This is a genomic window from Micromonospora haikouensis (assembly GCF_000876225.1).
In the GTDB taxonomy this organism is placed as follows: Bacteria; Actinomycetota; Actinomycetes; order Mycobacteriales; family Micromonosporaceae; genus Micromonospora; species Micromonospora haikouensis.
In genome coordinates, this window is the sequence record NZ_JXSX01000001.1 from 3,673,876 (window position 1) to 3,695,766 (window position 21,891).

Sequence of the window (21,891 nt, forward strand, 5' to 3'; positions counted from 1 at the left end):
TGACGTGGGAGGACCCCTCGCTTAGGTTCTTGTCTCAATTAGGTCCGGATTATCGGACGCAGGCGAGGGGTGGTCCGCGTGGTGCAGGCGTACGAGGGCGTTGATGATCTGGTGCGGCTGCGAAGGCAGCTTCACCAGCACCCTGAGCTGCGGTTCACCGAGAAGCAGACGGCGGCGGTCCTCGCCGACCGGCTCGCCCCGATCGCCCGGGTTCGCTCCGGTGTCGCCGGCACCGGTCTCGTCGCCGAGATCGAAGGGCATGCGCCGGGCCCCTCGGTCTTGCTTCGGGCCGATATGGACGCCTATCCGGTCCAGGACGCCAAGGAGGTGCCCTGGGCGTCGGGCAACCCGGGGGTCTGCCACGCCTGCGGGCACGACGTGCACATGAGCGTCGTCGCCGGCGTCGCGGCCCGGCTCGCGGCCGACCCGCCCGCGCGGGGCACGGTGACCGTGCTGTTCCAGCCGGCCGAGGAGATCCCCTTCGGCGAGGACTCCGGCGCCGCCGCCGTGCTCGCCGACGCCGCCCTGCGCGGCCGGCGCTTCGACGCCGTCCTCGGCCTGCACTGCTGGCCCGACCTGCCCGTCGGCGCGGTCGGCGTCGACCGGGAGACCGCGATGGCGGCCAAGGACGCCTTCCGGGTCGAGGTGCTCGGCCGCGCCGCGCACGCCGCCACCCCCGCCCTGGGCCGGGACGCCATCCTCGGCCTGGCCGGCATCGTCAACCTCCTGCACGCCGGGGTCGCCCGCTCCCGCAACCCGCACGAGCTGGTCGCCTTCAACATCGGCACGATCGCGGGCGGGGCCAGCCAGAGCCAGGTCGCCGAGCGGGCGGAGGCGACCGGCACCCTGCGCACCCACGACGAGGCCACCCGCGCGCGGCTCAAGGAGGTCATCGAGCGCATCGCGCGGCAGCAGGCCGCCGCGCTCGACCTGGGCCTGCGGTTCACCTGGGCCAACGAGATGCCGCCGGTGCGCAACGCCGCGCCGCTGGTGGCCCTCGCCCACGCCGAGCTGCCCGCCGTGGTCACCGTCGCGGACCTGACCGCGCCGCCGCTGACCACCGACGACTTCGCCCTGCTGGGCGCGCTCGGCCCCAGCCTGTACGTCAAGCTCGGGGTGACCGGCGAGCGCGGCGGCGCGCCGCTGCACTCCGGCGCCTTCGACGTCGACGAGCGGTGCATCGGGGTGGGCGTGGCCGCCCTGGACCGCCTCACCCGGGCCGTCCTCGCCGGCCGCCTCGCCGAGGCGGAGACCGCCGACGTCCCCGGCGCGCGGGCCGCCGACGCCGCCCCCGCCGCCGCCTCCGAGGCGGTCGGGGCATGAGCCGCCCGTCCGTGGCCGTGGTCGGCGCCGGGGCGTTCGGCGTACGGCACCTGGCCGCGTACCGGTCGCTCGGCGTGCCCGTGCACGCCCTGGTCGAGCCGGACGCCGAGACCCGGGCGCGGGTGGCCGCGGAGCACGACGTGCCGCGGACGTACGCCACCGTGGCCGAGCTGCTGGCCGCCGCCGGGCCGGACGCCGCGTCGGTGTGCGTCCCCGGCCCGGCGCACCGCGCGGTCGCCGTGGACCTGCTCGCCGCCGGGGTGCCCGTGCTGGTGGAGAAGCCGCTCGCCGCGACCGCCGCCGACGCCGCCGCCATCGTGGCCGCCGCCGAACGCGCCGGTGTGCTCTGCCAGCCGGGGCACATCCTGCGGCACAGCGCCCCGCACCGGGCCCTGCACGACGCGGTCCGCGCCGGCCGGATCGGCGAGGTGCTCGCCGTGTCGTCGCGCCGCGACCGGCCCCGCACCCTCAGCCGGCTCTTCCCGCGCGAACACCCCGCGCTGCTCACCGCCGTGCACGACATCGACCTCGCCCTCTGGTACGCCGGAGCGCCCGTGGTCGAGGTCCGCGCGGCGGCCCGGACCCGACCCGGATCGGCCACCCCGGTCCTGGTGTGGGCGGAGCTGCGGCACGCCAACGACGTCGTGTCGTCGATCCGCAACAGCTACCTGCTGCCCGAACACACCCCGAACCACACCTCGGACCTGGTCGAGGTGTACGGCACCGACGGGGTCGCGCACGTCGACCTCGGCCACCCCACGCTGCTCGTCCAGGGCGAGCCGACCGAGGCGCCGGACTGGCTCCTCTCCCCGGTCGACGGCGGCGGAGCGCTCGCCGCCGAGCTGCGGCACTTCCTCGGCCGGATCGACGGCACCGAGCCGACGGCGGTCGTCCCGCTCGCCGACGGCCTGCACGTCGTCCGGGTCGCCGAGGCCGTGGTCGACAGCGCCTCCGCCGGCGGGTCGGCCCGCCGCGTCCCTCAGAGCCCCCACTTGTGACAGGAGCTACCCGATGTTTCGACGGAGTTTGGCCGGCGCCCTCGCCGCCGGCATGGCGGCCGCCGCGCTGCTGACCGGATGCGGCGGCGGCGGTGACGACGCCAGCGACGGCCCGGTCACCCTGAAGGTGCTGACCTGGGAGCCCGGCGGCACCGAGTACTGGAAGCAGGTCAAGAGCACCTTCGAGGCCGGGCACCCGAACATCAAGCTGGAGATGCAGTCCGTCCCCTTCGACAAGTACCCCGAGGTGCAGGGCCCCTACATCACCTCGCAGTCCGGGCCGGACGTGATGGCCAACAACGCCGGCCTGGAGCTGTTCGACCGGCGCGGCGCGTACGTGCCGCTGGGCGACAAGGCCGCCGAGATCACCAAGGACCTGGTCACCTACAGCGGCGCCTGCGAGGGCTTCGACACCAGCAAGACCTGCTACGGCGTGCCGTTCTCCTATCAGGGCAACGTCCTCTACTACAACAAGGCCGTCCTGACCGCCGCCGGCCTGGACCCGGAGAAGCCCCCGGCGACCTGGGACGAGTTCGGCGCGGCCTGCGACGCGGTGAAGAAGGCCGGCAAGAACTGCCTCGCGCTCGGCCTCTCCGGCACCTTCCCGGCGTACTGGGACTTCCCGGAGATCGCCCGCAACTATCTCACCGAGGACGACATCCGGGCCCTGCTCGCCGGCAAGCTGTCCTGGAAGGACCCGAAGCTCGTCGCGGTGCTGGAGAAGCTCGCGGAGATCACCACCAAGGGCTGGGCGAACAAGAACGCCCCGTCGATCACCATGCTCCCCGACGGCGCGGACATCTTCCAGCGCGGTGACGCCGCGTTCGCCGGCACCATCATCTCCGACGCGGTGAACTGGGAGGCGTTCGGCAAGGCCCTCGGCGACGACAAGCTCGGCGTCACCCGGTGGCCGGCGATCGACCCGGCGGCCCCGCTGGCCCAGAAGTTCTCCGGCATCGAGGGCGCCGTCTACGGCGTCACCCAGTGGAGCCAGAAGAAGCAGGCCGGCCTGGAGTTCATCACCTGGCTCGCCGGCAAGGAGAACGGCGAGCTGTGGGTCAAGTACGGCAAGGGCCAGCCGCTGAACAAGAACGTCGACAAGGCGCTGCTGCCCTCGTCGCCGGCCTTCCTGAAGATCCAGGAGCTGGTGGCCCAGCCGACCCTGCACGCCGGGGTGATGCTCTCCGGCCCCGAGGCCGACGCCCTGGCCCGCGGCTGGCAGCAGGTCACCCTCGGCCAGCTCACCGTCGACAAGTGGGCCGAGCAGATGCAGCAGGCGCTGGAGCGCAGCCCCACGAAGAAGCAGACCAAGTAGCCACCCCGGGCGGGGCGACCCTCGTCGCCCCGCCCGGCCAGCCCCGGGGGAGGAACCCTGATGACGATCTCCACGGCGCCGGTGTCGGAGCCGGTGGCCGCCGACGCCCCGCCCGCGCCCGGCCGCCGCCGGGCCCGCCGGCCGGGACAGGCCCGGGAATGGTGGCTCGGCGCCGCGCTGGTGCTGCCCGCGCTCGCCCTGGCCGTGCTGTTCAAGCTGGTGCCCCTCGCGCGGGGCGTGCTCACCAGCTTCGAGTCGTCCAGCGGGTTCGGCGGCAGCGAGTTCGCCGGGGCCGACAACTACACCCGGATGTTCGACGACCCGATGGTGCGCACCAGCTTCCGCAACGCCCTGCTGGTGGTGGCCACCCTGCCGGTGTGGATCGTGGTCCCGCTGGTGCTGGCGCTGCTCATCCACCAGCGCTCGCCGGGCTGGAAGTTCTTCCGCGCCGTCTACTTCGTGCCGTACACCATCGCGCCCATCGTTGTCGGCATCATGTTCCGGCAGATCCTCGCCCCCGACGGGCCGCTCAACGCCCTGCTGCGCGGCGTCGGCCTGCAGCCGCTGGCGATCGAGTGGCTCAACGGCCGGCACAGCGCGCTGTTCTCGCTGGTCGCGGTCGCCCTGTGGAGCTTCTTCGGCCTCGGCGTGATGACCTACCTCGCCGGGCTGGCCACCATCCCCGAGGAGACGCTGGAGGCGGCGTACCTCGACGGGGCGGGCTTCTGGCGGCGGCTGTTCTCGGTGGTCGTGCCGATGCTGCGCCCGACCGTGGCGTACTGGAGCGTGCTCTGCGCCTCCGGCGTGCTGATCTGGCTGTTCCCGCTGATCTACGCGCTGACCCAGGGTGGGCCGGGCGACGCCACCATGCTCCCCGAGTACCTGGTCTTCCTCACCACCTTCCAGTTCCTCGACCGCGGCTACGGCTCGGCCATCGGCATCGCCCTGTTCGTCTTCGTCGCCTTGCTGTCGATCTTCAGCGTGCGGCACATGTTCACAGAGGGGACCCGTAAGCCGCGATGAACGCGCGCCATTCCGCCCGCATCGGGCGCTACCTGCTGACGTTCGCGTTGGTCGTCGTCGCCGTCGCAGCGATCTACCCGCTGCTGTTCACCGTGGTCAGCTCGCTGAAGACGCAGGCCGGCTTCGCCGAGGACCCGCTGGGCCTGCCCGCCGGGATCACCCTGGACAACTACCTCGAGGCGTTCCGCCGGATGAACATGCCCCGGCTGCTGCTCAACTCGCTGATCACCACCGTCGGAGGGCTGGTGCTGTCGGTGCTCGCCGCGCTGCTGGTCGCGTACGCGGTGACGAAGCTGCGCTTCCGCGGTCGCAAGGTCGTCTTCCTGCTGATCATCGTGACCCTGACCATCCCCAGCCAGGCGATCATCTACCCGCTCTACCAGACCGTGCTGGACCTGGGCATGTCCGGCGAATACCAGGGCCTGATCCTGGCGTACGCGGCGTTCGGGCTGCCGCTGGGCACATACCAGCTCGCCGGCTACTTCCAGCAGGTGCCCGACGAGCTGATCGAGGCGGCCCGGGTCGACGGCGCGGGGCACCTGACCATCCTGTTCCGGCTGCTCGCCCCGATCGCCACCCCGGCCCTCGCGGCGCTGGCCATCTTCAACTTCGTCTGGATGTGGAACGACCTGCTGCTGCCCCTGGTCATCATGGGCGGCTCGGACAGCAAGACGCTGATGGTCGGCGTCTCCCTGCTCAGCGGCCAGTACGACGTGTCGGTGCCGCTGGTCAGCGCCGGCCTGATCGTCGCCCTGCTGCCGGTGCTGGTCATCTACCTGGTCTTCCAGCGGCAGCTCGTCTCCGGCGCGCTGGCCGGCTCCGGCAAGTGAGCGCCCCGGCGGGCGCGACGGCCGGGCCGGGGGAGCAGGTGTGCCACCTGTACCGGCTGCGTCCCGGCGCCGAGGCCGAGTACGAGCGCCGGCACGCCGAGGTGTGGCCGGAGCTGTCCGCGTTGCTCGACGAGGCGGGGATCTACGAGTACGCCATCTACCGGCGCGACCTGCTGCTGATCTGCGTGCTGCGGACCCGCTCGGGCTTCGCCCACGCCGGCGCGGTCACCGCCGCCTCGCCGGTGCAGGCCCGGTGGACGGCGTCGCTGGCGCACCTGTTCGCCGAGATCGCCGACGCCGACGGCGAGCCGCTGTGGGCGCACCAGGTGTTCCACCACCCCGGCCACCCGCCACCCGCCTAGCGGGGCGGTGTGCGCCGCCCCCACCGCACCCGCGTCGCCCACCCCACCGCACCCCACCCCGCGCCGCCTGCGCCTGCGGTGAGAAGGGTTCCCTTCTCTACCGCAGGCGTTGACAGGGGCCCTTTCTTACACCGCGTACGCGACGGAGCCGTCGGCGCGCAGCGGGATGCGGGTCAGCGGACGGCCGGTCAGGTCCAGCGGCGTCGGGTCGGACAGGTCGAGGGTGACGCCCAGCCCGGGGTCCTGCGGCACGGGCAGGAACCCGCCCTCGCGGCGCACGCAGGCCCGCGCCGGGCCGTCGGCGAGCGCATCGTCCAGCGGCGAGTACTCCTGGGTGACGAAGTTCGGGATGACCGTGTCCAGGTGCACGGAGGCCATGGTCAGCAGCGGGCCGAGGCAGTTGTGGGTGACCACGGCCGCGTGGTGCGCCTCGGCCAGCGCGGCGATCTTGCGGGCGTGGCTGAGGCCGCCGGCGAGCCCGACGTCGGGCCGCACGTACTGCGCGCCGCCCTGGGCGAGCAACTCCTTGAACTCCCAGATGGTGTGCAGCCGCTCCCCGTTGGCCATCGGCACGCCCGGCGCCCGCCGGAGCACCCCGGCCTGGCTGCTCACGCTGTCGATCTGGATCGCGTCCTCCACCATCAGCGGGTGGTGCCGGGCCAGCGCCGGCACGACCGCCTCGGCCTGCAACGGGGTGAGCTTGCGGTGCAGCTCGATCAGCAGGTCGACGTCCGCGCCGACGGTGTCGCGCACCGCCGCCGTGGTGGCCTCGGTCTCGGCCACGAGGCGGGCCTGCGACAGGTCGCCGTAGTTCGCCGGCAGCGGGTCGAACTTCACGGCGGTGAAGCCGTCGGCGACGGCGGCGGCAGCCTCGGCGGCGAGGGCCTGTGCGCCGGTGCCGCCCAGCAACAGGTGCAGCCGGATCCTCTCGCGCACCCGGCCGCCGAGCAGCTGCCACACCGGCACGCCGAGCCGCTTGCCGAGCAGGTCCCACAGGGCCAGGTCGACGGCGGAGACGGCGGCGGTGAGCACCGAGCCGCGGAACGGGCCCATCCGGTAGAGGTGGTGCCAGTGGTGCTCGATCCGGCCGGCGTCCGCCCCGATCAGGTAGGGCCGGAACGCCTCCACCACGGCGTGCACCGCCGTCGGGTAGCCCCAGCAGGCGGACTGGCCGACCCCGGTCAGCCCGTCCGCCGTGTGCACCTGGACGAAGTGCGCGTCGCCGCGCACCGCCGACTCGACCTCGACGATCTCCATGCCCGCTCCCAAATTAGAGACCAATAACGGCCACAAACTTGCTTCAGCACTCTTCCATAGCCTTGGACTGCTGGTCTAGGCTCCACAACCAACGAGCCGGAATAAGGCTCAATTATCTCTGGGGGGTGTGATGGGGCTGCCGGACGACTATCGGCTCATGGCCCGGATCCGCCGGTTCGAGGAGCGGCTGACCGCCCTCAAGGACGCCGGCGAGATCCCGGGCTCGATCCACCTGTGCAACGGCCAGGAGGCCATCCCGGTCGGCGCCTGCCGGGCGCTGCGCGACGGGGACCACGTCACCGCGACCTACCGGGGGCACGGCTGGGCGATCGCCCGGGGCGTCGACCTCACCGGCCTGTTCGCCGAGATGATGGGCCGCGACTCGGCGCTGTGCGGTGGGCGCGCCGCCTCGCCGTACCTGTCGGACCCGGGCCGCTGGTTCGTCGGCGAGAACTCCATCGTGGGCGCCGGGGTGCCGATCGCGACGGGTGCGGCGCTCACCGCGCAGCGCACCGGCAGCGGCGCGGTGTCGGTGGTCAGCATCGGCGACGGCGCGATGAACCAGGGCAACGTGCACGAGGCGCTCAACCTCGCCGCCGTGCTCGACCTGCCCCTGGTGCTGGTGGTGGAGAACAACGTCTACTCCGAGATGTCGCGCATCTCGGACATGGTGCGGGTCAAGCAGCTCGCCGAGCGGGCCGCCGGCTACGGCCTGCCCGGCCGGGTGGTCGACGGCAACGACCCCGACGCCGTGTACGGCGCGGTCGCCGAGGCCGTGGACCGGGCCCGCGAGGGCTCCGGACCGTCCATCGTGGAGGCCATGACCGAGCGCCTCGTCGGCCACTACAGCGGCGACGCGCAGCACTACCGCCCGGCCGGCGAGATCACCGCCGCCCGGCAACGCGAGCCGCTGGCCCGCATCCGGGCCGCCGCCGACGCCGACCTGACCGCCCGGCTCGACGCGATCGACGCCGAGGTCGACGCCGAGATCGAGGCCGCCGTCACCGCCGCCCGCGCCGTGCCCCACCCGGACCCGGCGACCGCGAGGGAGCACGTCTATGTCTGAGTCGCTGCGCTACATCCAGGCCGTCAACGCGGCCCTCACCTGGGCCCTGGACAGCCGGACCGACACCGTCTACTTCGGCGAGGACGTGGCCCTGCCCGGCGGGCCGTTCGGCGCCACGAAGGGGTTGCACAAGAGGTTCGGCTCCGACCGGATCTTCGACACCCCGATCTCCGAGACCGGCTTCCTCGGCATGGCCCTCGGCGCGGCCATGACCGGCCTGCGGCCGATCGCCGAGATCATGTACGCCGACTTCTCGTTCGTGGCGATGGACCAGATCGTCAACCAGATCGCCACCATCCGCTACTCCAGCGCCGGGCGCTGGAAGGCCCCGCTGGTGATCCGGATGCAGCAGGGCTACTCGCCCGGGGCGTGCGCCCAGCACTCGCACTCGCCGGAGGCGTACTTCGCGCACACCCCCGGCCTGCGGGTCGCGCTGCCGGCCACCCCCGACGACGCGTACCAGATGCTGCGCACCGCCGTCGTCAGCGACGACCCGGTGGTCGTCGCCGAGGCCCGGATGCTCTACCCGACCCGGGGCCCGGTGCGCACCGACGCCCCGGTGGAACCGGTCGGCGGGGCCCGGGTCGTCCGGTCCGGCACCGACGTCACCGTCGTCGCCTGGTCCCGGATGGTGTCGGCGGCCCTCGACGCCGCCACCACCCTGGCCGGGGAGGGCATCGACGCCGAGGTGGTCGACCTGCGCTGGCTCAACCCCCTCGACTTCGACACGGTCGCCGCGTCGGTGGCCCGCACCGGCCGGCTGGTCGTCGCGCACGAGGCCAACCTCACCGGCGGGTTCGGCGCGGAGATCGCCGCCCGGGCCGCCGCCGAGTGCTTCGCCGACCTGCGCGCGCCGATCGCCCGGGTGGCCGCCCCGGACGTGCCGATGCCCGCCGCGCCCGCCCTGCAGGCCGTCGTGGTGCCCGAGGCCGCGACCGTGGCCGACGCGGTACGCCGGACGGTGCGGGCGTGAGCGACGGGGTCCCGCCGTCCGGGGCGGGCACCGGCGGCGGCCTGCTCGCCGGCCGGCGGGTGGTCGTCGTCGGCGGGGCGTCCGGCATCGGCCTGGCCACCGTGGTCGCCGCCGCCGACGCCGGGGCGGCCGTCGCCGTGCTCGACGCCGACTCCGCCGGCGCGGACCGCGCCGCCGCGCGGGCCCGCGCGGCCGGGGCGACGGCCTGCTCCCGCGGCGCGGACGTCACCGTCGAGGACGAGGTGGCCGCCGCGTTCGACGCCGTGGCCGCCGACCTGGGCGGGGTCGACGCCGTGCTGCACGTCGCGGGCGTGATGCGCGGCCAGGGCCTGGACGTGCGCGACGTGCCGGTCGAGCTGTGGGCGCGGGTCATCGCCGTCAACCTCACCGGCCCGTTCCTGGTCGCCAAGCACTCCGCGCGGCACCTGAGCAGGGGCGACGGGGTGCTCGTGCTGGTCGGGTCGAAGGCGGGCGTGCAGACCGGCTCCGGCTCGGTACCCTACGGCGCGAGTAAGGGAGGGTTGCACGGTCTGGCGCTCACGCTGGCCCGCCAGCTCGGTCCACAGGGGATCCGCGTGCACGCGCTCTGCCCGGGGGACATCGACACGCCGCTGATGCGACGGTCGCTGGACGAGGCGCGGGCCAACGGCACCGACGGCGGGCGGATCGCCGCGGTCGAGGCCGCGCTGGGTCGCCCCGAGGACGTCGCCTCGGTGCTGGTCCTGCTGGCGTCGCCGGTCAGTGCCGGCCTCGTCGGCACAGTCTGCACCGGCTGAGCAGCCCACCCACCCCAGGCCAGCGGCGCACCACATGGAGGCAGCATCGTGATCGGGATCATCGGCCCGGAGGACTCGATCCGGCTCGTGCAGGAGGTGGCGGCCGGGGAGGGCCGCGCGGACACCGTCACCGCGCGCGCCTACACCCGGCCCGAACAGGCCCCCGACCTCGCCCGCGAGCTGGACGAGGTGTGCCAGGTGCTGCTGTTCACCGGCCGCATCCCGTACGCGTTCGCCAGCGCGGCCGGCGACCTGCGGGCGGAGATCGACTACGTCCCGCACGCCGGCATCGACCTCTACCGGACCCTGTCGCGGATGCTGCTGGCCAGCGGCGGCAAGCTGCCCCGGGTCAGCGTGGACACCATCGAGGCCGAGATCGTCCGCGAGACGTACCACGACATCGAGGTGGCCCCGCCGACCGAGATCCTGCCGATCGCCGACTCCTCCGGGCTGCTCTTCTCCGGGCTCGACGAGATCACCGCCTACCACCGCGAGCGCTACGCCTCCGGCGCCGTCGAGGCGTGCCTGACCTGCCTCGGCGCGGTGCACCGCGACCTGGCCGACAGCGGGGTGCCGGTGTGGCGCGTCGAGCACACCCGCGCCTCGGTGCGCGACGCGCTGCGCCGGGCCTGGCTCGCCGCCGAGGTACGCCAGTCCCGGGCGACCCAGATCGCCGTGATGATGGTCGACCTCGGCGCGTCGACGCACCGGGCGCAGGACCCGTACCAGGCCGAGCGGCAGCGGCTGCGGGTGCGGGAGGCGCTGCTGGAGCACGCCGAGCGGATGCGCGGCCGGCTCGCCACCGTCGACGACCGGACCATGCTGATCACCACCACCCGGGGCACCGTGGAGAGCGCCATCGCCCGGCACCGCGACGGGCACGCCTCCCTGCTCACCCTGCGCGGGGTCGACGTCGAACACGCCGTCGGCTTCGGCGCGGGCACCACCATCGCCGCCGCCGAGGACAACGCCCGCAAGGCCCTCGCGCTGGGCCGGCACAGCGGCGACACCCACGTGGTCTTCCCCGACGGCGAGGTCTACTCCAGCCGGGAGACCACCGTGCGCCCCCGGCTGCGGGAGACCGCCCCGGGCGTGCTGCGCGTCTCCGAGCAGCTGCGCATCGGGCCGCTGTCGACGCGCCGGCTGCTGGAGGCCCTGCACCAGATGGACCCCGACCAGGTCACCGCCCGCGGGCTGGCCGACGCGTACGGGGTGGAGGCGCGCTCGGCCCGCCGCCTGCTCAAGGCCCTGCGGGCGGCCGGCTTCGCCGAGGAGGTCGGCGTGCACGTGAGCACCGGCGCGGGCCGCCCGCAGGCCGTCTACCGGGTCGCCATGCGGCGGCTGCTCGGCGCGATCGGGGCCGAGGCGTGAGCGGGGCCGGGGCGTGAGCGGCCGGGGCGTGAGCGGCATCAGCGGGGCGGGCGTGGGCGGCCCGGCCCGCCCCGAGGACGCGGGCGCGCCGCTGCGCTTCGAGCCGACGTACCTCGTCACCGCCGCCTTCGCCGCCGACGCCGCCGCCCGGCGCGAACCCCACCGGGCCGCGCACCTGGCGCACGTGCGCGCCCTGCTCGCCGACGGCACCGCCCTGGTCGCCGGTGCGCGCGCCGACCTGACCGCCTCCGTGCTGGTGCTGCGGGCCGCCGACGCGACCGCCGCCCGCGCCCTCGTCGAACAGGACCCCTACTGGCGGCACGGGGTGTGGACCACGCTCGACGTGGCCGACTACCTCGCCGCCACCAGCCACACCCTCGGGAGGACATGATGTCGTCGTACCGCCAGGTTGCCGGCGTGCGGGTGCTCGGGGCCGAGCACGCGCCGTACGCCGCCGGGCTGCTGCGTGAGGCGTGGGGCGACGGCGGCCCCGACGCCGTGCCGGTGCGCCTCGCCGTCGACCCGGCGCTGCCCGAGGGCGGCCACCGCGTCGAGGTGCCGGAGGCCGGCGAGATCCGGCTCACCGGCGACCCCTTCGCCGGCCTGGTGTACGCCGCCCGCGACCTCGTCGACCGCGCCACCGGAGCCGGTTTGCCCGTCGGCGCGTCCGCCGCCGCACCCGGGCTGCCGCTGCGCACCCTGTGGACCTGGGACCACTCGACCAACTGGGACACCCGGCAGCTCGGCCAGCAGGAGATCGGCGCGCTCAACCCGTACGCGAAGTCCGCCGACGCGTTCGGCGCCGACTACCGGCGGCTCGTCGACTTCTGCAGCCGCGAGCGGATCGGCGGCATCGTCGTGTACGGGCTGCTGCGCGACGCCCACGGCGGCGTCGAGGCGGCCCGCGACCTGTGCGAGTACGCCAACGCCCGGGGCGTGCGGATCATCGCCGGGGTCGGCATCAACGCCTACGGCGGCATCTACTTCGACGGCCGGCACCGCTACAACCTGGCCACCTGGCTGCGGCAGCGCCCCGACCTGGCCGCGGAGCTGCCGAAGAAGGTCGGCTTCGACATCGACGAGTTCGGCGACCTGCACTTCCCGGCCAGCGAGTACATGATGGCCGCCTGCCCGTCGCAGCCGGACAACCTGGCCTGGCACCGCGACGCCATCGACTGGCTGCTGGACACCCTGCCCGTCGGCGGGATCAACTTCGAGACCGGCGACTACGGCAGCTGCGCCTGCGCCCGCTGCGCCCGGCGCACCGGCGGCGAGCGCACCTCCTGGTCGTACGAGGCGATGCGCGCGGTCTACCCGACCCTGCTGGAGACCGCCCGCCGCCCCGGCCCGGCCGGGGTGCCGCTGCGCCACCTCGTCGAGGTCTACTGGGACAACATCTTCGACCTGGACGCGCAGCGGCCCCTCGCCGACCTGCCCGACGACGTGGCCTACCAGTACTGCGTCAACCGGGGCTTCTGGTACGACCAGCGCGACCGGCTCACCGCCGCCCACGTCGACCGGCTGCCGCACACCACGAACGTGCTGCGCACCCACGCCGGGTCGCAGTGGAACCGGCAGCGCCACTCCTGGGTGCCCGAGATGTACGCCGACATGGCCACCCGCTCCGGGGCGGCCGGGATGCGCGGGCTGACCATCTTCGCCGAGGCGGCGGCCTACCACCCGACCAACGAGATCAGCTATCTGGCGTACGCCCGGTTCTCCTGGAACCCGGAGCTGGCCTGGGCGGACTTCTGGCGCGACGAGGTCGCCCCCCGCTTCGGCGGGTCGGCCGAGGCCGAGGCGTTCCGCGACGGCGCGGCCGTGCTCGACGACCCGGCGGCCGACGCGGCGGCCCTGACCGCCGTGCGCGGCGACGCCCTCGCCATGGTCGCAGCGACCGGCGGGGAGGTGCAGCGCCGCTGGCTGTGGCTCGCCGAGCGGGCCGCCCGGTACGCCCACTCGGCCGGCTGACCGCGCCCGGCCGGCGGCATGACGGTTGCCGCGCGGGACCGTGACAGTCGTGTGAAGAATCCGCCGGTCAGGTGGCGGCGGGTTTGCCGCCCCGGCCACCGGGGGCACGGTGGAGGTGCACGCGACAACCCCTCGAGAGGAACGGCCCAGTGGAAGTCACCGGTTTCTTCACCGCCATCATCATCGGTCTGATCATCGGCGCGCTGGGTCGGCTGGTCGTGCCCGGCAAGCAGAGCATCCCGATCTGGCTCACCCTGCTGATCGGCGTGGTGGCCGCGATCCTCGGCACCCTCGTCGCCGGGGCGCTCGGGGTCGACGACACCGCGGGCGTCGACTGGATCGAGCTGTTCATCCAGGTCGTCTTCGCCGCGATCGGCGTGTCGATCGTCGCGGGGGCGTACGGCCGCCGACGCTGACCGCCCGCGCCGACCGCCGGCCCGCCCCCGCACCGGGGCGGGCCGGCGGCGGGTCAGGGCGCCGCCGGGCCGCGCCGCGCCGCGCGGTCGGCCCCGGTCCGGTGCGGTCGGTCGGCCGCACCCGGGCCGCCGGCCGCCGCCCACGCCGTGGTGAGCAGCAGCAGCGCGGCGACGTAGGTGCCCATCACCAGCAGGCCGTGGCCGGGCAGGGCGGTGCCGGCCGCGTCCACGCCGATCAGCAGGTCGGACACGAGGAAGAGCGCCCCGCCGGCCGCCGCGCGCGCCGACACGCCGGCCGCCGCGGCGGCCATCAGGCACAGCGCGAGGCTGTAGCCGAGCACGGGCAGCCGCAGCGCCCCGAGCGGGCCCCACAGGGCGGCGTTGGCCAGCGCCCACAGGGCCAGGTAGCCGGCGACCGCCGCCACGGGCGGCCGCCGGTGCCGGGTGAACGCCACGACGAGGCTGACCTGGGTGCCGAGGAAGAAGCCCATGCCGACCAGGAACGCGGGTTCGCCGGGCAGCAGCAGCGCCACGTCGCCGGCCGTGGCGAAGACCAGCCCGAGCGCGAACGCGTCGAAGCGCCGCCGCCCGCCCGTGCGCGCCGTGCCGGCGGGGGCCCGCCCGGCACCGGGACCGCCGGGGCCGGGCCGCAGCAGCCAGAGCAGCAGCAGCGGGGCCAGCAGCGGCTTGGCCAGCCACTGGAGCACCAGGTTGTCGAGCGCCACGCCGACCAGCTCGACGGCGGCGACCAGCCCGAACGGCGCGAGCCGCCTCACCGGGTGCCCCCGGCGGCCCGGACCGCCCCCGCCGGACCCGGCAGCGGCCGCCAGCCGGGCCGGCGGAACAGGTGGCCCAGCCGGTGCCGCCAGGACGCCGCCGCGCGCACGTCGGCCCAGATCGCCGCGTACTCGTGGGTGGCCACCCGCAGCGGGTTGTAGGTGCCGATGTTCGTGGTCAGCCCGTACCGGGCGGGGGCGCGTTCCGGCTCGAAGGTGCCGAACAGGCGGTCCCAGACGATCAGGATGCCGCCGTAGTTGCGGTCCAGGTACTCGGCGTTCACGCCGTGGTGGACGCGGTGGTGCGACGGGGTGTTGAACACCCACTCGATCGGCCGGGGCAGCACCCGGATCCGCTCGGTGTGCAGGAAGAACTGGTACAGCAGGCTGACCGACTGCTGGAGGAAGATCATCCACGGCGGGATGCCGAGCAGGGCCAGCGGCAGCCAGAACGGCAGCGACGTCATCGGCGTCCAGCTCTGCCGCAGCGCGGTCGACAGGTTGTAGAACCTGCTGGAGTGGTGCACCACGTGGCTGGCCCAGAACAGCCGCACCTCGTGGTGGGTGCGGTGGAACCAGTAGTAGGCCAGGTCGTCGGCGAGGAACAGCAGCACCCAGGTCCAGACGCTGGTGGGGGAGAGCTGCACCGGCGCGACGGTCCACAGGCCGGCGTACAGGCCGATGGTGAGCAGCTTCCACGGGAAGCCGATCACCTGGCTGCCCGCCCCCATGGTGAGGCTCGTGGCGGTGTCGCGCAGCTCGTAGCCCCGTTCGTCGTCGTCGGGAGCGAACCGGTAGGACAGCGCCTCCACGACGATGAGCAGCAGGAACGCGGGCACGGCGTAGAGCACGGCGGGGATCATGCGCGGCACTCCTGTCCCGGCGCGGCGGGGGCGGCGAGGGCGGCGGTGAGCAGGGACCGGGCCTGCCGCGCGGCGTCGTCGCCCCGGCCGGCGGCGATCGCGGCGGCGAGCCGCCGGTGCCCGGCGACGTCGAGCAGCTCGGCGGCGCGCCGCTGCGGCGGCACCTCGCCGACGGCGAGCGCGCCGGCCACGAGGCTGTTGAAACCCAGCAGGTACGCGGTGTTGCCGCAGCCGCGCACGACGTGCCGCCACAGGGTGATGTTGGCCTCGGCCATCCGGGGCAGGTCGGGCGCGAGCGCGGCGTACTCCTCGACGGCGCGGGTGACGGTGTCCCGCGTCGCCGCGTCGGCCCGTTCGGCGCAGAGCCGGGCGGCGTCGACGCCGATGCAGGCGCGCATCTCCAGCATGTCCCGCACCAGCGTGTCGACCGGCAGGACGTCGCCGGAGCGGACCAGGGACAGGGCGAGGTCGAGCCCGGCGTGCACCCGCCAGTCGAGCACCCGGGTCGCGCCGCCCTGGCTGACCCGGACCAGGCCGAGCTGTTGCAGGCGGCGCAGCGCCTCGCGCACGGCGTGCCGGTTCACCGCGAACGCGGCGGCCAGCTCCCGCTCGCCGGGCAGGGTGTCCCCGGGCCGGTACGCGCCGCTGACGACGGCGTCGCGGAGCTGGGCGAAGACGTGGTCGGAGACGGAACCCCGGGGGACAGGGACGAAGGTCATGCGGTGCAGTGTGGCCCCGCCCACATCAACCCGTCAACTGGTTGGACCACTCGGGTTTGCCGTCGGCGACGCCGGCAACCGCATTTGCGGCGGGGAACGACAATCGGCGGGGTGTGACCAACCGCCTGCCCGGGGCGGGTTTAGCGGGCCGGAATGCCGGTCAACCTGTTCGGGTAGCGACGACGAGAGGGGTTTCCGCGTGTCCGGCACAACGCACCACCGGTCCAGTCACGACACGGCTCCGCCGAGCGACGTGACGGACACGCTGCTGTGGCGGCTGGCGTACGACGTCGCCGAGGCACACCAGCCCGACGCCACCGGCCGCTGCCAGAACCTGCTCTGCGGCGGCCGGCAGGCCCCGTGCGACCCGCTGCTGAACGCCGAGCGCGCCATGCGGCTGGCCCGGGGCGACGCCGCAACGGGAGCGCAGGCCCCCGCGCCCCGTCCCCGACCCGCCGCGCCGGCCCGGCCCGAACACCCCCGCTCCGGGCGGGAGGCGGCCTGACCGCCCCCGGCGCCACAGCGGCCTGACCGGCCCGAACGGCACCGCGGTCAGCGCGGCGCGGCGGCCGGCGGCGCCCCGGGGTCGGGCTGGGACCCGAACGTCGTGAGGAAGCGGTCCCGGAAGGTGTCCATCCGCCACACCGGCGCGCCCGGACCGGGCCGCAGCCCGTCCTGCCACTGCCAGCCGTCGATCCGGTCGACCACCTTCGGGTCGCGGGCCACGACGGTGACCGGCACGTCCCGGCTGGCGTCCTCGCCGGTGACGACCGGGGAGGGCTGGTGGTCGCCGAGGAAGACCAGCACCAGGTCGTCGTCGCCGTAGGTCTCCACGTAGGAGATCAGCGACTTCAGCGTGTACTCGACGGTGCGCCGGTAGTCCGCGCGGATCTGGGCGGCGGTGCGGCGCACCGGCTTGCCGCCGACGTCGGCCACCGCCGAGTTGCGGTGGTAGACCGAGCCGTCGCCCACGTCGTCCCAGTCGATGACCCGGGGGAACGACGTCCACGGTGAGTGGCTGGACGTCAGCGGGATCTCGGCCATCACCGGCGGGTGGCCGGGGGCCGACCGCTCGCGGCGCTGCAGCTCCGACAGGGCGTACTGGTCCGGCATGAGGAAGTAGCCCAGCTTCGGCCCCCGGTAGCCCAGCTCCCGGGCCGGGTAGAACTGGTCGTAGCCGTAGAACTTCCCCTCCGGCCAGTCGGCCAGCGCGCCGGGCATCACCCCGACGGTCCGCCAGCCCGCCCGCTGGAACGCCCCGCCGAGGGTGAGCCGGTCGGTGGCGAGCAGACTGCGGTGCCGCTGCTGGCTGTCGATCCACAGCCCGGACAGCAGCGTGGCGTGGGCCAGCCAGCTTCCGCCGCCCGCCGTCGGGGACGTCAGGTACGCGCTGCGGGAGGTGAACCCGGCCGCCCGCAGCCGCCGGGTGCCCTCGTCGAGCACCGTGCCGACCTGCGCGAACTCCGGCTCCTCCACCGCGTCGCGGCCGTAGCTCTCGACGAACGCGACGACGACGTCCTTGCCGCGCAGCGCCGTCAGCAGCTGGTCACCCGGCGTGTCCCGGAACCGGTCGGCGGCGACCTCGGCGGCGAACACGTCGCCGTCGGACAGCCCGCCGCGCACCTGGTCCGCGTGGTAGCGGACCAGGGCGGTCGCGCCGCTGTCGGCCACCGGCACCCCGGGGACGATCCGCACCCCGAGGGCGGCGCAGGCGACCCAGCCGACGGTCAGCGCCGCGACGGCCCTTCTCGCCCCGGTGTCGTGCCGGGCGAGCAGCGTGGCCAGGCGCAGCGCGGCCAGCGCCAGCGCCACGAGCAGGCCCACGGCGAGCAGCACGACGCCCACGGCGGCGCCGACCGCGCCGGCCCGGCCGACCGAGCCGGCGAGGAACGCGTACGCGTCGTCGAACAGCACCCAGTCCGACACCAGGTCGAAGGGGCGGTCCCAGGCGACCTGGAAGCCCAGGTCGATGAGCCTGACCACGGTGACCAGCCCCAGGGCGGCCCCGGTCAGGGCGGCGACCACCCGGCGGGGGCGCGGCGGCAGGGCGAGCAGGGCGGCGGCGACGATCAGCGCCTCGACCGGCAGCCGCAGGAACGCGGCCGGGCTCAGCTCCCGCAACTGGTCCGGCGCGGTGAGGGCGGCGGCCACGAGCAGCGCGGCCAGGGGGCCGCCGACCGCCCGGCGGACCCGTCGACCCCGCCCCGGCACCTCGACCGGCCGGCCCGCGTCGTCCGCCGCGCGCCGACCCTCGTCGCCTCCCGTGCCGTCGCCAGTGGCGTCGGTCGTCTCGTCGCCGGTCGTGCCGCTGCCCGTGGCGCCCGTCGTGCCGTCGCCGGTGGCGCGGGGCGGGTCGTCGCCGGCCGCGTCGGTCGGGTCGCCCGTGTGGTTCGTCACGTCGTCTTCTCTCCCGTGCAGGGGGTGGGCGGTCAGGCCGGCAGGTGGGCCGGCACCCGGACCGGCTCGTCCCGGCGCAGGGCCGCGCCGTCGGTCGCGGCGACCGGGCGGTGCCGCCACAGCCACCCCACGTCGCGCCCGAAGGACTCGACGAGCAGCGCGAACGCCCCGGCCAGCAGCACCGTCGCCCCGACCGGCGGCAGGACCCCGGCCGCGGCGACGACCAGGACGATGCCCTGGAGCGCGGCGACGACCTTACGCCACTGCCGCGGCGGCAACGTCCCGCGCAGCCACGGCGACGTCCAGCCGGCCACCACGAAGGCGTACCGCATCGCGCCCAGGGCGAGCACCCAGACCCCGGCCGTGGGCGCGAGCTGCACGCCCAGCAGCAGGATGAGGTACGCGTCGACCTCCATGTCGAACCGGGCCCCGAGGTCGCTTGCGGTGCCGGTGCGCCGCGCCACCTGCCCGTCGACGGCGTCCAGCAGCAGCGCCACGGCGGCGAGGCCGACCAGCAACGGCACCGGCGCGGCCCGGGTGAACCCGTCGGCCACCAGCGCCGTCACCCCGCCGATCAGCACCGCCCGGCCCAACGTCACCACGTCCGCCGGCCCCAGGCCGGAGCCGCCCGCCCCGCGCAGCGCCCGGGCGAGCAGCCCGCACAGGACCATCCCGTACGCCGTGCCGGCGAGCCAGCCCGCCGGGCCGAGGCCGACGGTCGCGCCGATCCCCGCCAGCAGGACGAACAGGCTGACCAGTCCTGCCAGCGGACCGTGTTGAACCCTGCGCACCGTGCCTCCGTGTTTGATGATCGAGAGACTGCTGTTCGACGGGCTGTCGACAGACAACACGGATCTGCCGGCCAAATGGTTCGGCGGGCGAGGAGGACGACGGTGGCGACGAGGACATTCCGGTGACCGGCGAGGCGTACGCGTTCTGGCTGCGTGAGCCCGGGGTGGGGGAGATCCGCCCCGCGGTGCTGCCCGCCCCCGCCCCCGACGAGGTGCTGGTGCGCGCCCGCTACTCGGGGGTCAGCCGCGGCACCGAGACCCTCGTCTTCGCCGGCCGGGTCCCCGTCGACCAGCACACCGCGATGCGCGCCCCGTTCCAGGAGGGCGACTTCCCGGCCCCCGTGAAGTACGGCTACCTCAGCGTCGGCGTCGTCGAGCAGGGCCCGGCCGAGCTGCGCGGGCGGACCGTGTTCTGCCTGCACCCGCACCAGAGCGCGTACGTCGTGCCCGCCTCGGCCGTGGTGCCGGTGCCCGACGGGGTGCCGGCGGCCCGCGCGGTGCTCGCCGGCACCGTGGAGACCGCCGTGAACGCCCTGTGGGACGCCCCGCCGCTGATCGGCGACCGGGTGAGCGTCGTCGGCGCGGGCATGGTCGGCTGCGGGGTCGCCGCGCTGCTCGCCCGCTTCCCCGGGGTACGGGTCGAACTGGTCGACGCCGACCCCGCCCGGGCCGCCGTCGCCGCCGCGCTCGGCGTCGACTTCGCCACCCCCGAGCGGGCCACCGGCGGGCGCGACCTGGTGGTGCACGCCAGCGCCACGTCCGAGGGGCTCCAGCGGTCGCTGGAGCTGCTCGCCCCGGAAGGCACGGCGTTGGAGCTGAGCTGGTACGGCGACCGCGCGGTGCGGCTGTCGCTGGGCGGGGCGTTCCACTCCGGCCGGTTGACCGTACGCAGCAGCCAGGTGGGCATGGTCGCCCCGGCCCGCCGGGGCAGCCGCACGTACGCCGACCGGCTCGCCCTCGCCCTCGAACTGCTCGCCGACCCCGCGTTCGACGCGTTGATCACCGGCAGCTCGCCGTTCGCGGAACTGCCCGACGTGCTCGCCGGGCTCACCGACGGCAGCCTGCCCGCCCTGTGCCACCTCATCACCTACCAGGAGAGTGACCCGTGTTCAGCGTGACCGTCCGCGATCACATGATGATCGCCCACAGCTTCCGCGGTGACGTCTTCGGCCCGGCGCAGCGCCTGCACGGGGCCACGTTCGTCGTCGACGCCACGTTCCGCCGCCCCGACCTGGACGCCGACGGCATCGTCGTCGACATCGGCCTGGCCACCGAGCAGCTGCGCGCCGTCCTCGGCGAGCTGACCTACCGCAACCTCGACGACGAGCCCGCGTTCGCCGGGGTCAACACGACCACGGAGGTGCTGGCCCGCACGGTCGCCGACCGGCTCGCCGACCGGGTGCACGCCGGCGATCTCGGCGCGGGCGCGCGGGGACTGGCCGGGATCACCGTCACCCTGCACGAGTCGCACGTCGCCTGGGCCAGCTACGAGCGGCCCCTGTGACAGCCCCGGCCCCGGCCGGCGGGGGCGTCCCGGCCGGCGGGGGCGTCCCGGCCGGCGGGGCGGCTCCCGCCGGCGCCCGTCCCGAGGTGCACGTGGTGCTCCCCGGAGACATCGACGACCCGGCCACGCCCAGCGGCGGCAACCACTACGACCGGCGGGTCTGCGCCGGGCTGGCCGACGCCGGCTGGCGGGTCCACGAGCATCCGGTGCCCGGTGACTGGCCGACGCCCGGCCCGGCCGCGCGGGCCGACCTCGCCGCCCGGCTCGCCGCCCTGCCCGACGGCGCGGTGGTGCTGCTCGACGGCCTCGTCGTCTCGGTCACGCCGCAGGAGCTGGAGGCGCAGGCCGACCGGCTGCGGCTCGTCGTGCTGGTCCACATGCCGCGCGACGACGCCGCCGAGGCCCGCGCCCTGGCCGCCGCCACGGCCGCCGTCGCCACCAGCGAGTGGACCCGCCGCCGACTGCTCGACCGGTACGGGCTGCCCGCCGACCGGGTCCACGTCGCCGTGCCGGGGGTCGACCCCGCGCCACCGGTCGCCGGCACGGCCGCCGGTACGGCGCTGCTCTGCGTCGCGGCCCTCGCCCCGCACAAGGGGCACGACGTGCTGCTGGCGGCCCTGGCGGCGGTGGCGGACCTGCCGTGGCGGTGCGCCTGCGTCGGCACGCTGACCCGCGACCCCGCCCACGTGCGGCGGCTGCGCCGGCAGGCCGACGGGTCCGGCCTGACCGGGCGGGTGGAACTGCTCGGCCCGCGCACCGGCCCCGCCCTCGCCGCCGCGTACGCCGCCGCCGACCTGCTGGTGCTGGCCTCGCGCGGCGAGACGTACGGGATGGTCGTCACCGAGGCCCTCGCGCGGGGCATCCCGGTGCTGGCCACGGACGTCGGCGGCGTGCCCGAGGCGTTGGGCCACGCCCCCGACGGCGTACGTCCCGGCCTGCTGGTGCCGCCCGACGACCCGGCGGCGCTGGCCGGCGCGCTGCGCGCCTGGCTGGGCGACGCCGGCCTGCGGGAGCGGCTGCGCCGCGCCGCCCGCGCCCGCCGGCCGGCCCTGACCGACTGGTCGACCACCTCCACCATCCTCGCGGCGGTCCTGAAGGGAGCGGCGACATGAGCGACGCCCATGGCGGCGGGGGCCCGACGGCCCACCCGCGCGACGGCC

General features: G+C 75.1%; 23 protein-coding genes. 17 read left to right on the forward strand and 6 right to left on the reverse strand.

Annotated features, from left to right (window positions below):
* Window positions 1-78: 78 nt before the first annotated feature.
* From TK50_RS15040 to TK50_RS32280, 6 genes are read left to right on the forward strand one after another with little or no spacing between them, the layout of a single operon-like run.
* Window positions 79-1,323: a M20 metallopeptidase family protein gene (locus TK50_RS15040; protein ID WP_158499176.1), complete on the forward strand. Its 1,245-nt coding sequence runs from the start codon at window positions 79-81 to the stop codon at window positions 1,321-1,323.
* Window positions 1,320-2,321 (forward strand): Gfo/Idh/MocA family protein, encoded by a 1,002-nt coding sequence (locus TK50_RS15045; protein WP_043963306.1) that lies wholly within the window; start codon window positions 1,320-1,322, stop codon window positions 2,319-2,321. Before TK50_RS15040 ends, TK50_RS15045 begins: the two co-directional genes overlap by 4 nt.
* A gap of 13 nt (window positions 2,322-2,334) precedes the next feature.
* A complete protein-coding gene (locus TK50_RS15050) occupies window positions 2,335-3,636 on the forward strand; it encodes an ABC transporter substrate-binding protein (protein WP_241773996.1) in 1,302 nt (433 codons plus the stop codon).
* Between the two features lie 60 nt (window positions 3,637-3,696).
* Window positions 3,697-4,659 carry a carbohydrate ABC transporter permease gene (locus TK50_RS15055; RefSeq protein WP_043963307.1) on the forward strand — a complete coding sequence of 321 codons (963 nt, stop codon included), beginning with the start codon at window positions 3,697-3,699 and terminating at the stop codon, window positions 4,657-4,659.
* Window positions 4,656-5,489: a carbohydrate ABC transporter permease gene (locus TK50_RS15060; RefSeq protein WP_043963308.1), complete on the forward strand. Its 834-nt coding sequence runs from the start codon at window positions 4,656-4,658 to the stop codon at window positions 5,487-5,489. Before TK50_RS15055 ends, TK50_RS15060 begins: the two co-directional genes overlap by 4 nt.
* Window positions 5,486-5,851: an L-rhamnose mutarotase gene (locus TK50_RS32280; RefSeq protein WP_052503791.1), complete on the forward strand. Its 366-nt coding sequence runs from the start codon at window positions 5,486-5,488 to the stop codon at window positions 5,849-5,851. The genes TK50_RS15060 and TK50_RS32280 overlap by 4 nt, the downstream gene beginning before the upstream one ends.
* 126 nt (window positions 5,852-5,977) lie before the next feature.
* Here the strand turns inward: TK50_RS32280 and TK50_RS15070 are convergent, their stop codons facing one another.
* Window positions 5,978-7,108 (reverse strand): mandelate racemase/muconate lactonizing enzyme family protein, encoded by a 1,131-nt coding sequence (locus TK50_RS15070; RefSeq protein WP_052503792.1) that lies wholly within the window; start codon window positions 7,106-7,108, stop codon window positions 5,978-5,980.
* A 130-nt stretch (window positions 7,109-7,238) separates the two neighbouring features.
* Between TK50_RS15070 and TK50_RS15075 the strand changes: the two genes are divergently transcribed.
* From TK50_RS15075 to TK50_RS15105, 7 genes are all read left to right on the forward strand, one after another.
* Complete coding sequence (locus TK50_RS15075) at window positions 7,239-8,174, forward strand: thiamine pyrophosphate-dependent dehydrogenase E1 component subunit alpha (RefSeq protein WP_043963309.1); 936 nt, start codon at window positions 7,239-7,241, stop codon at window positions 8,172-8,174.
* Window positions 8,167-9,147, forward strand: a complete 981-nt coding sequence (locus tag TK50_RS34165) for an alpha-ketoacid dehydrogenase subunit beta (RefSeq protein WP_043963310.1) — start codon at window positions 8,167-8,169, stop codon at window positions 9,145-9,147. Before TK50_RS15075 ends, TK50_RS34165 begins: the two co-directional genes overlap by 8 nt.
* Window positions 9,144-9,923: an SDR family NAD(P)-dependent oxidoreductase gene (locus tag TK50_RS34170; protein ID WP_052503793.1), complete on the forward strand. Its 780-nt coding sequence runs from the start codon at window positions 9,144-9,146 to the stop codon at window positions 9,921-9,923. Before TK50_RS34165 ends, TK50_RS34170 begins: the two co-directional genes overlap by 4 nt.
* Before the next feature lie 48 nt (window positions 9,924-9,971).
* Window positions 9,972-11,294, forward strand: a complete 1,323-nt coding sequence (locus TK50_RS15090) for a helix-turn-helix domain-containing protein (protein ID WP_043963311.1) — start codon at window positions 9,972-9,974, stop codon at window positions 11,292-11,294.
* Between the two features lie 28 nt (window positions 11,295-11,322).
* A complete protein-coding gene (locus TK50_RS15095) occupies window positions 11,323-11,685 on the forward strand; it encodes a YciI family protein (RefSeq protein WP_158499177.1) in 363 nt (120 codons plus the stop codon).
* Complete coding sequence (locus tag TK50_RS34175; protein ID WP_158499178.1) at window positions 11,682-13,265, forward strand: hypothetical protein; 1,584 nt, start codon at window positions 11,682-11,684, stop codon at window positions 13,263-13,265. Before TK50_RS15095 ends, TK50_RS34175 begins: the two co-directional genes overlap by 4 nt.
* 149 nt (window positions 13,266-13,414) lie before the next feature.
* Window positions 13,415-13,681, forward strand: a complete 267-nt coding sequence (locus TK50_RS15105) for a GlsB/YeaQ/YmgE family stress response membrane protein (protein WP_043963314.1) — start codon at window positions 13,415-13,417, stop codon at window positions 13,679-13,681.
* Between the two features lie 53 nt (window positions 13,682-13,734).
* Here TK50_RS15105 and TK50_RS15110 read toward each other — a convergent pair whose 3' ends face one another.
* From TK50_RS15110 to TK50_RS15120, 3 genes are read right to left on the reverse strand one after another with little or no spacing between them, the layout of a single operon-like run.
* Window positions 13,735-14,457: a lysoplasmalogenase family protein gene (locus TK50_RS15110; protein ID WP_043963315.1), complete on the reverse strand. Its 723-nt coding sequence runs from the start codon at window positions 14,455-14,457 to the stop codon at window positions 13,735-13,737.
* A complete protein-coding gene (locus TK50_RS15115; RefSeq protein WP_043963316.1) occupies window positions 14,454-15,320 on the reverse strand; it encodes a sterol desaturase family protein in 867 nt (288 codons plus the stop codon). The genes TK50_RS15110 and TK50_RS15115 overlap by 4 nt, the downstream gene beginning before the upstream one ends.
* Window positions 15,317-16,039, reverse strand: a complete 723-nt coding sequence (locus TK50_RS15120) for a FadR/GntR family transcriptional regulator (protein ID WP_043963317.1) — start codon at window positions 16,037-16,039, stop codon at window positions 15,317-15,319. The genes TK50_RS15115 and TK50_RS15120 overlap by 4 nt, the downstream gene beginning before the upstream one ends.
* Before the next feature lie 253 nt (window positions 16,040-16,292).
* Here TK50_RS15120 and TK50_RS34410 point away from each other — a divergent pair, with 253 nt between their 5' ends.
* Window positions 16,293-16,544, forward strand: coding sequence for a hypothetical protein (locus TK50_RS34410; RefSeq protein ID WP_063838578.1), 252 nt, complete (start codon window positions 16,293-16,295; stop codon window positions 16,542-16,544).
* A 47-nt stretch (window positions 16,545-16,591) separates the two neighbouring features.
* Here the strand turns inward: TK50_RS34410 and TK50_RS15130 are convergent, their stop codons facing one another.
* Both TK50_RS15130 and TK50_RS15135 read right to left on the reverse strand, forming a co-directional pair.
* Window positions 16,592-18,436 (reverse strand): sulfatase-like hydrolase/transferase, encoded by a 1,845-nt coding sequence (locus TK50_RS15130; RefSeq protein ID WP_199486031.1) that lies wholly within the window; start codon window positions 18,434-18,436, stop codon window positions 16,592-16,594.
* 32 nt (window positions 18,437-18,468) lie between these two features.
* On the reverse strand, window positions 18,469-19,227 hold the full coding sequence (locus TK50_RS15135) for a CDP-alcohol phosphatidyltransferase family protein (protein WP_043963318.1): 759 nt from the start codon (window positions 19,225-19,227) through the stop codon (window positions 18,469-18,471).
* A gap of 122 nt (window positions 19,228-19,349) precedes the next feature.
* On the opposite strand from TK50_RS15135, the gene TK50_RS15140 reads away from it, so the two are divergent.
* The 3 genes from TK50_RS15140 (at window position 19,350) to TK50_RS15150 (ending at window position 21,843) form a co-directional block, all read left to right on the forward strand.
* Window positions 19,350-20,345, forward strand: coding sequence for a zinc-dependent alcohol dehydrogenase (locus tag TK50_RS15140; protein WP_043963319.1), 996 nt, complete (start codon window positions 19,350-19,352; stop codon window positions 20,343-20,345).
* Window positions 20,333-20,731: a 6-pyruvoyl trahydropterin synthase family protein gene (locus TK50_RS15145; protein WP_043963320.1), complete on the forward strand. Its 399-nt coding sequence runs from the start codon at window positions 20,333-20,335 to the stop codon at window positions 20,729-20,731. Before TK50_RS15140 ends, TK50_RS15145 begins: the two co-directional genes overlap by 13 nt.
* 86 nt (window positions 20,732-20,817) lie before the next feature.
* Window positions 20,818-21,843, forward strand: a complete 1,026-nt coding sequence (locus TK50_RS15150) for a glycosyltransferase family 4 protein (protein ID WP_043964628.1) — start codon at window positions 20,818-20,820, stop codon at window positions 21,841-21,843.
* Window positions 21,844-21,891 lie beyond the last annotated feature (48 nt).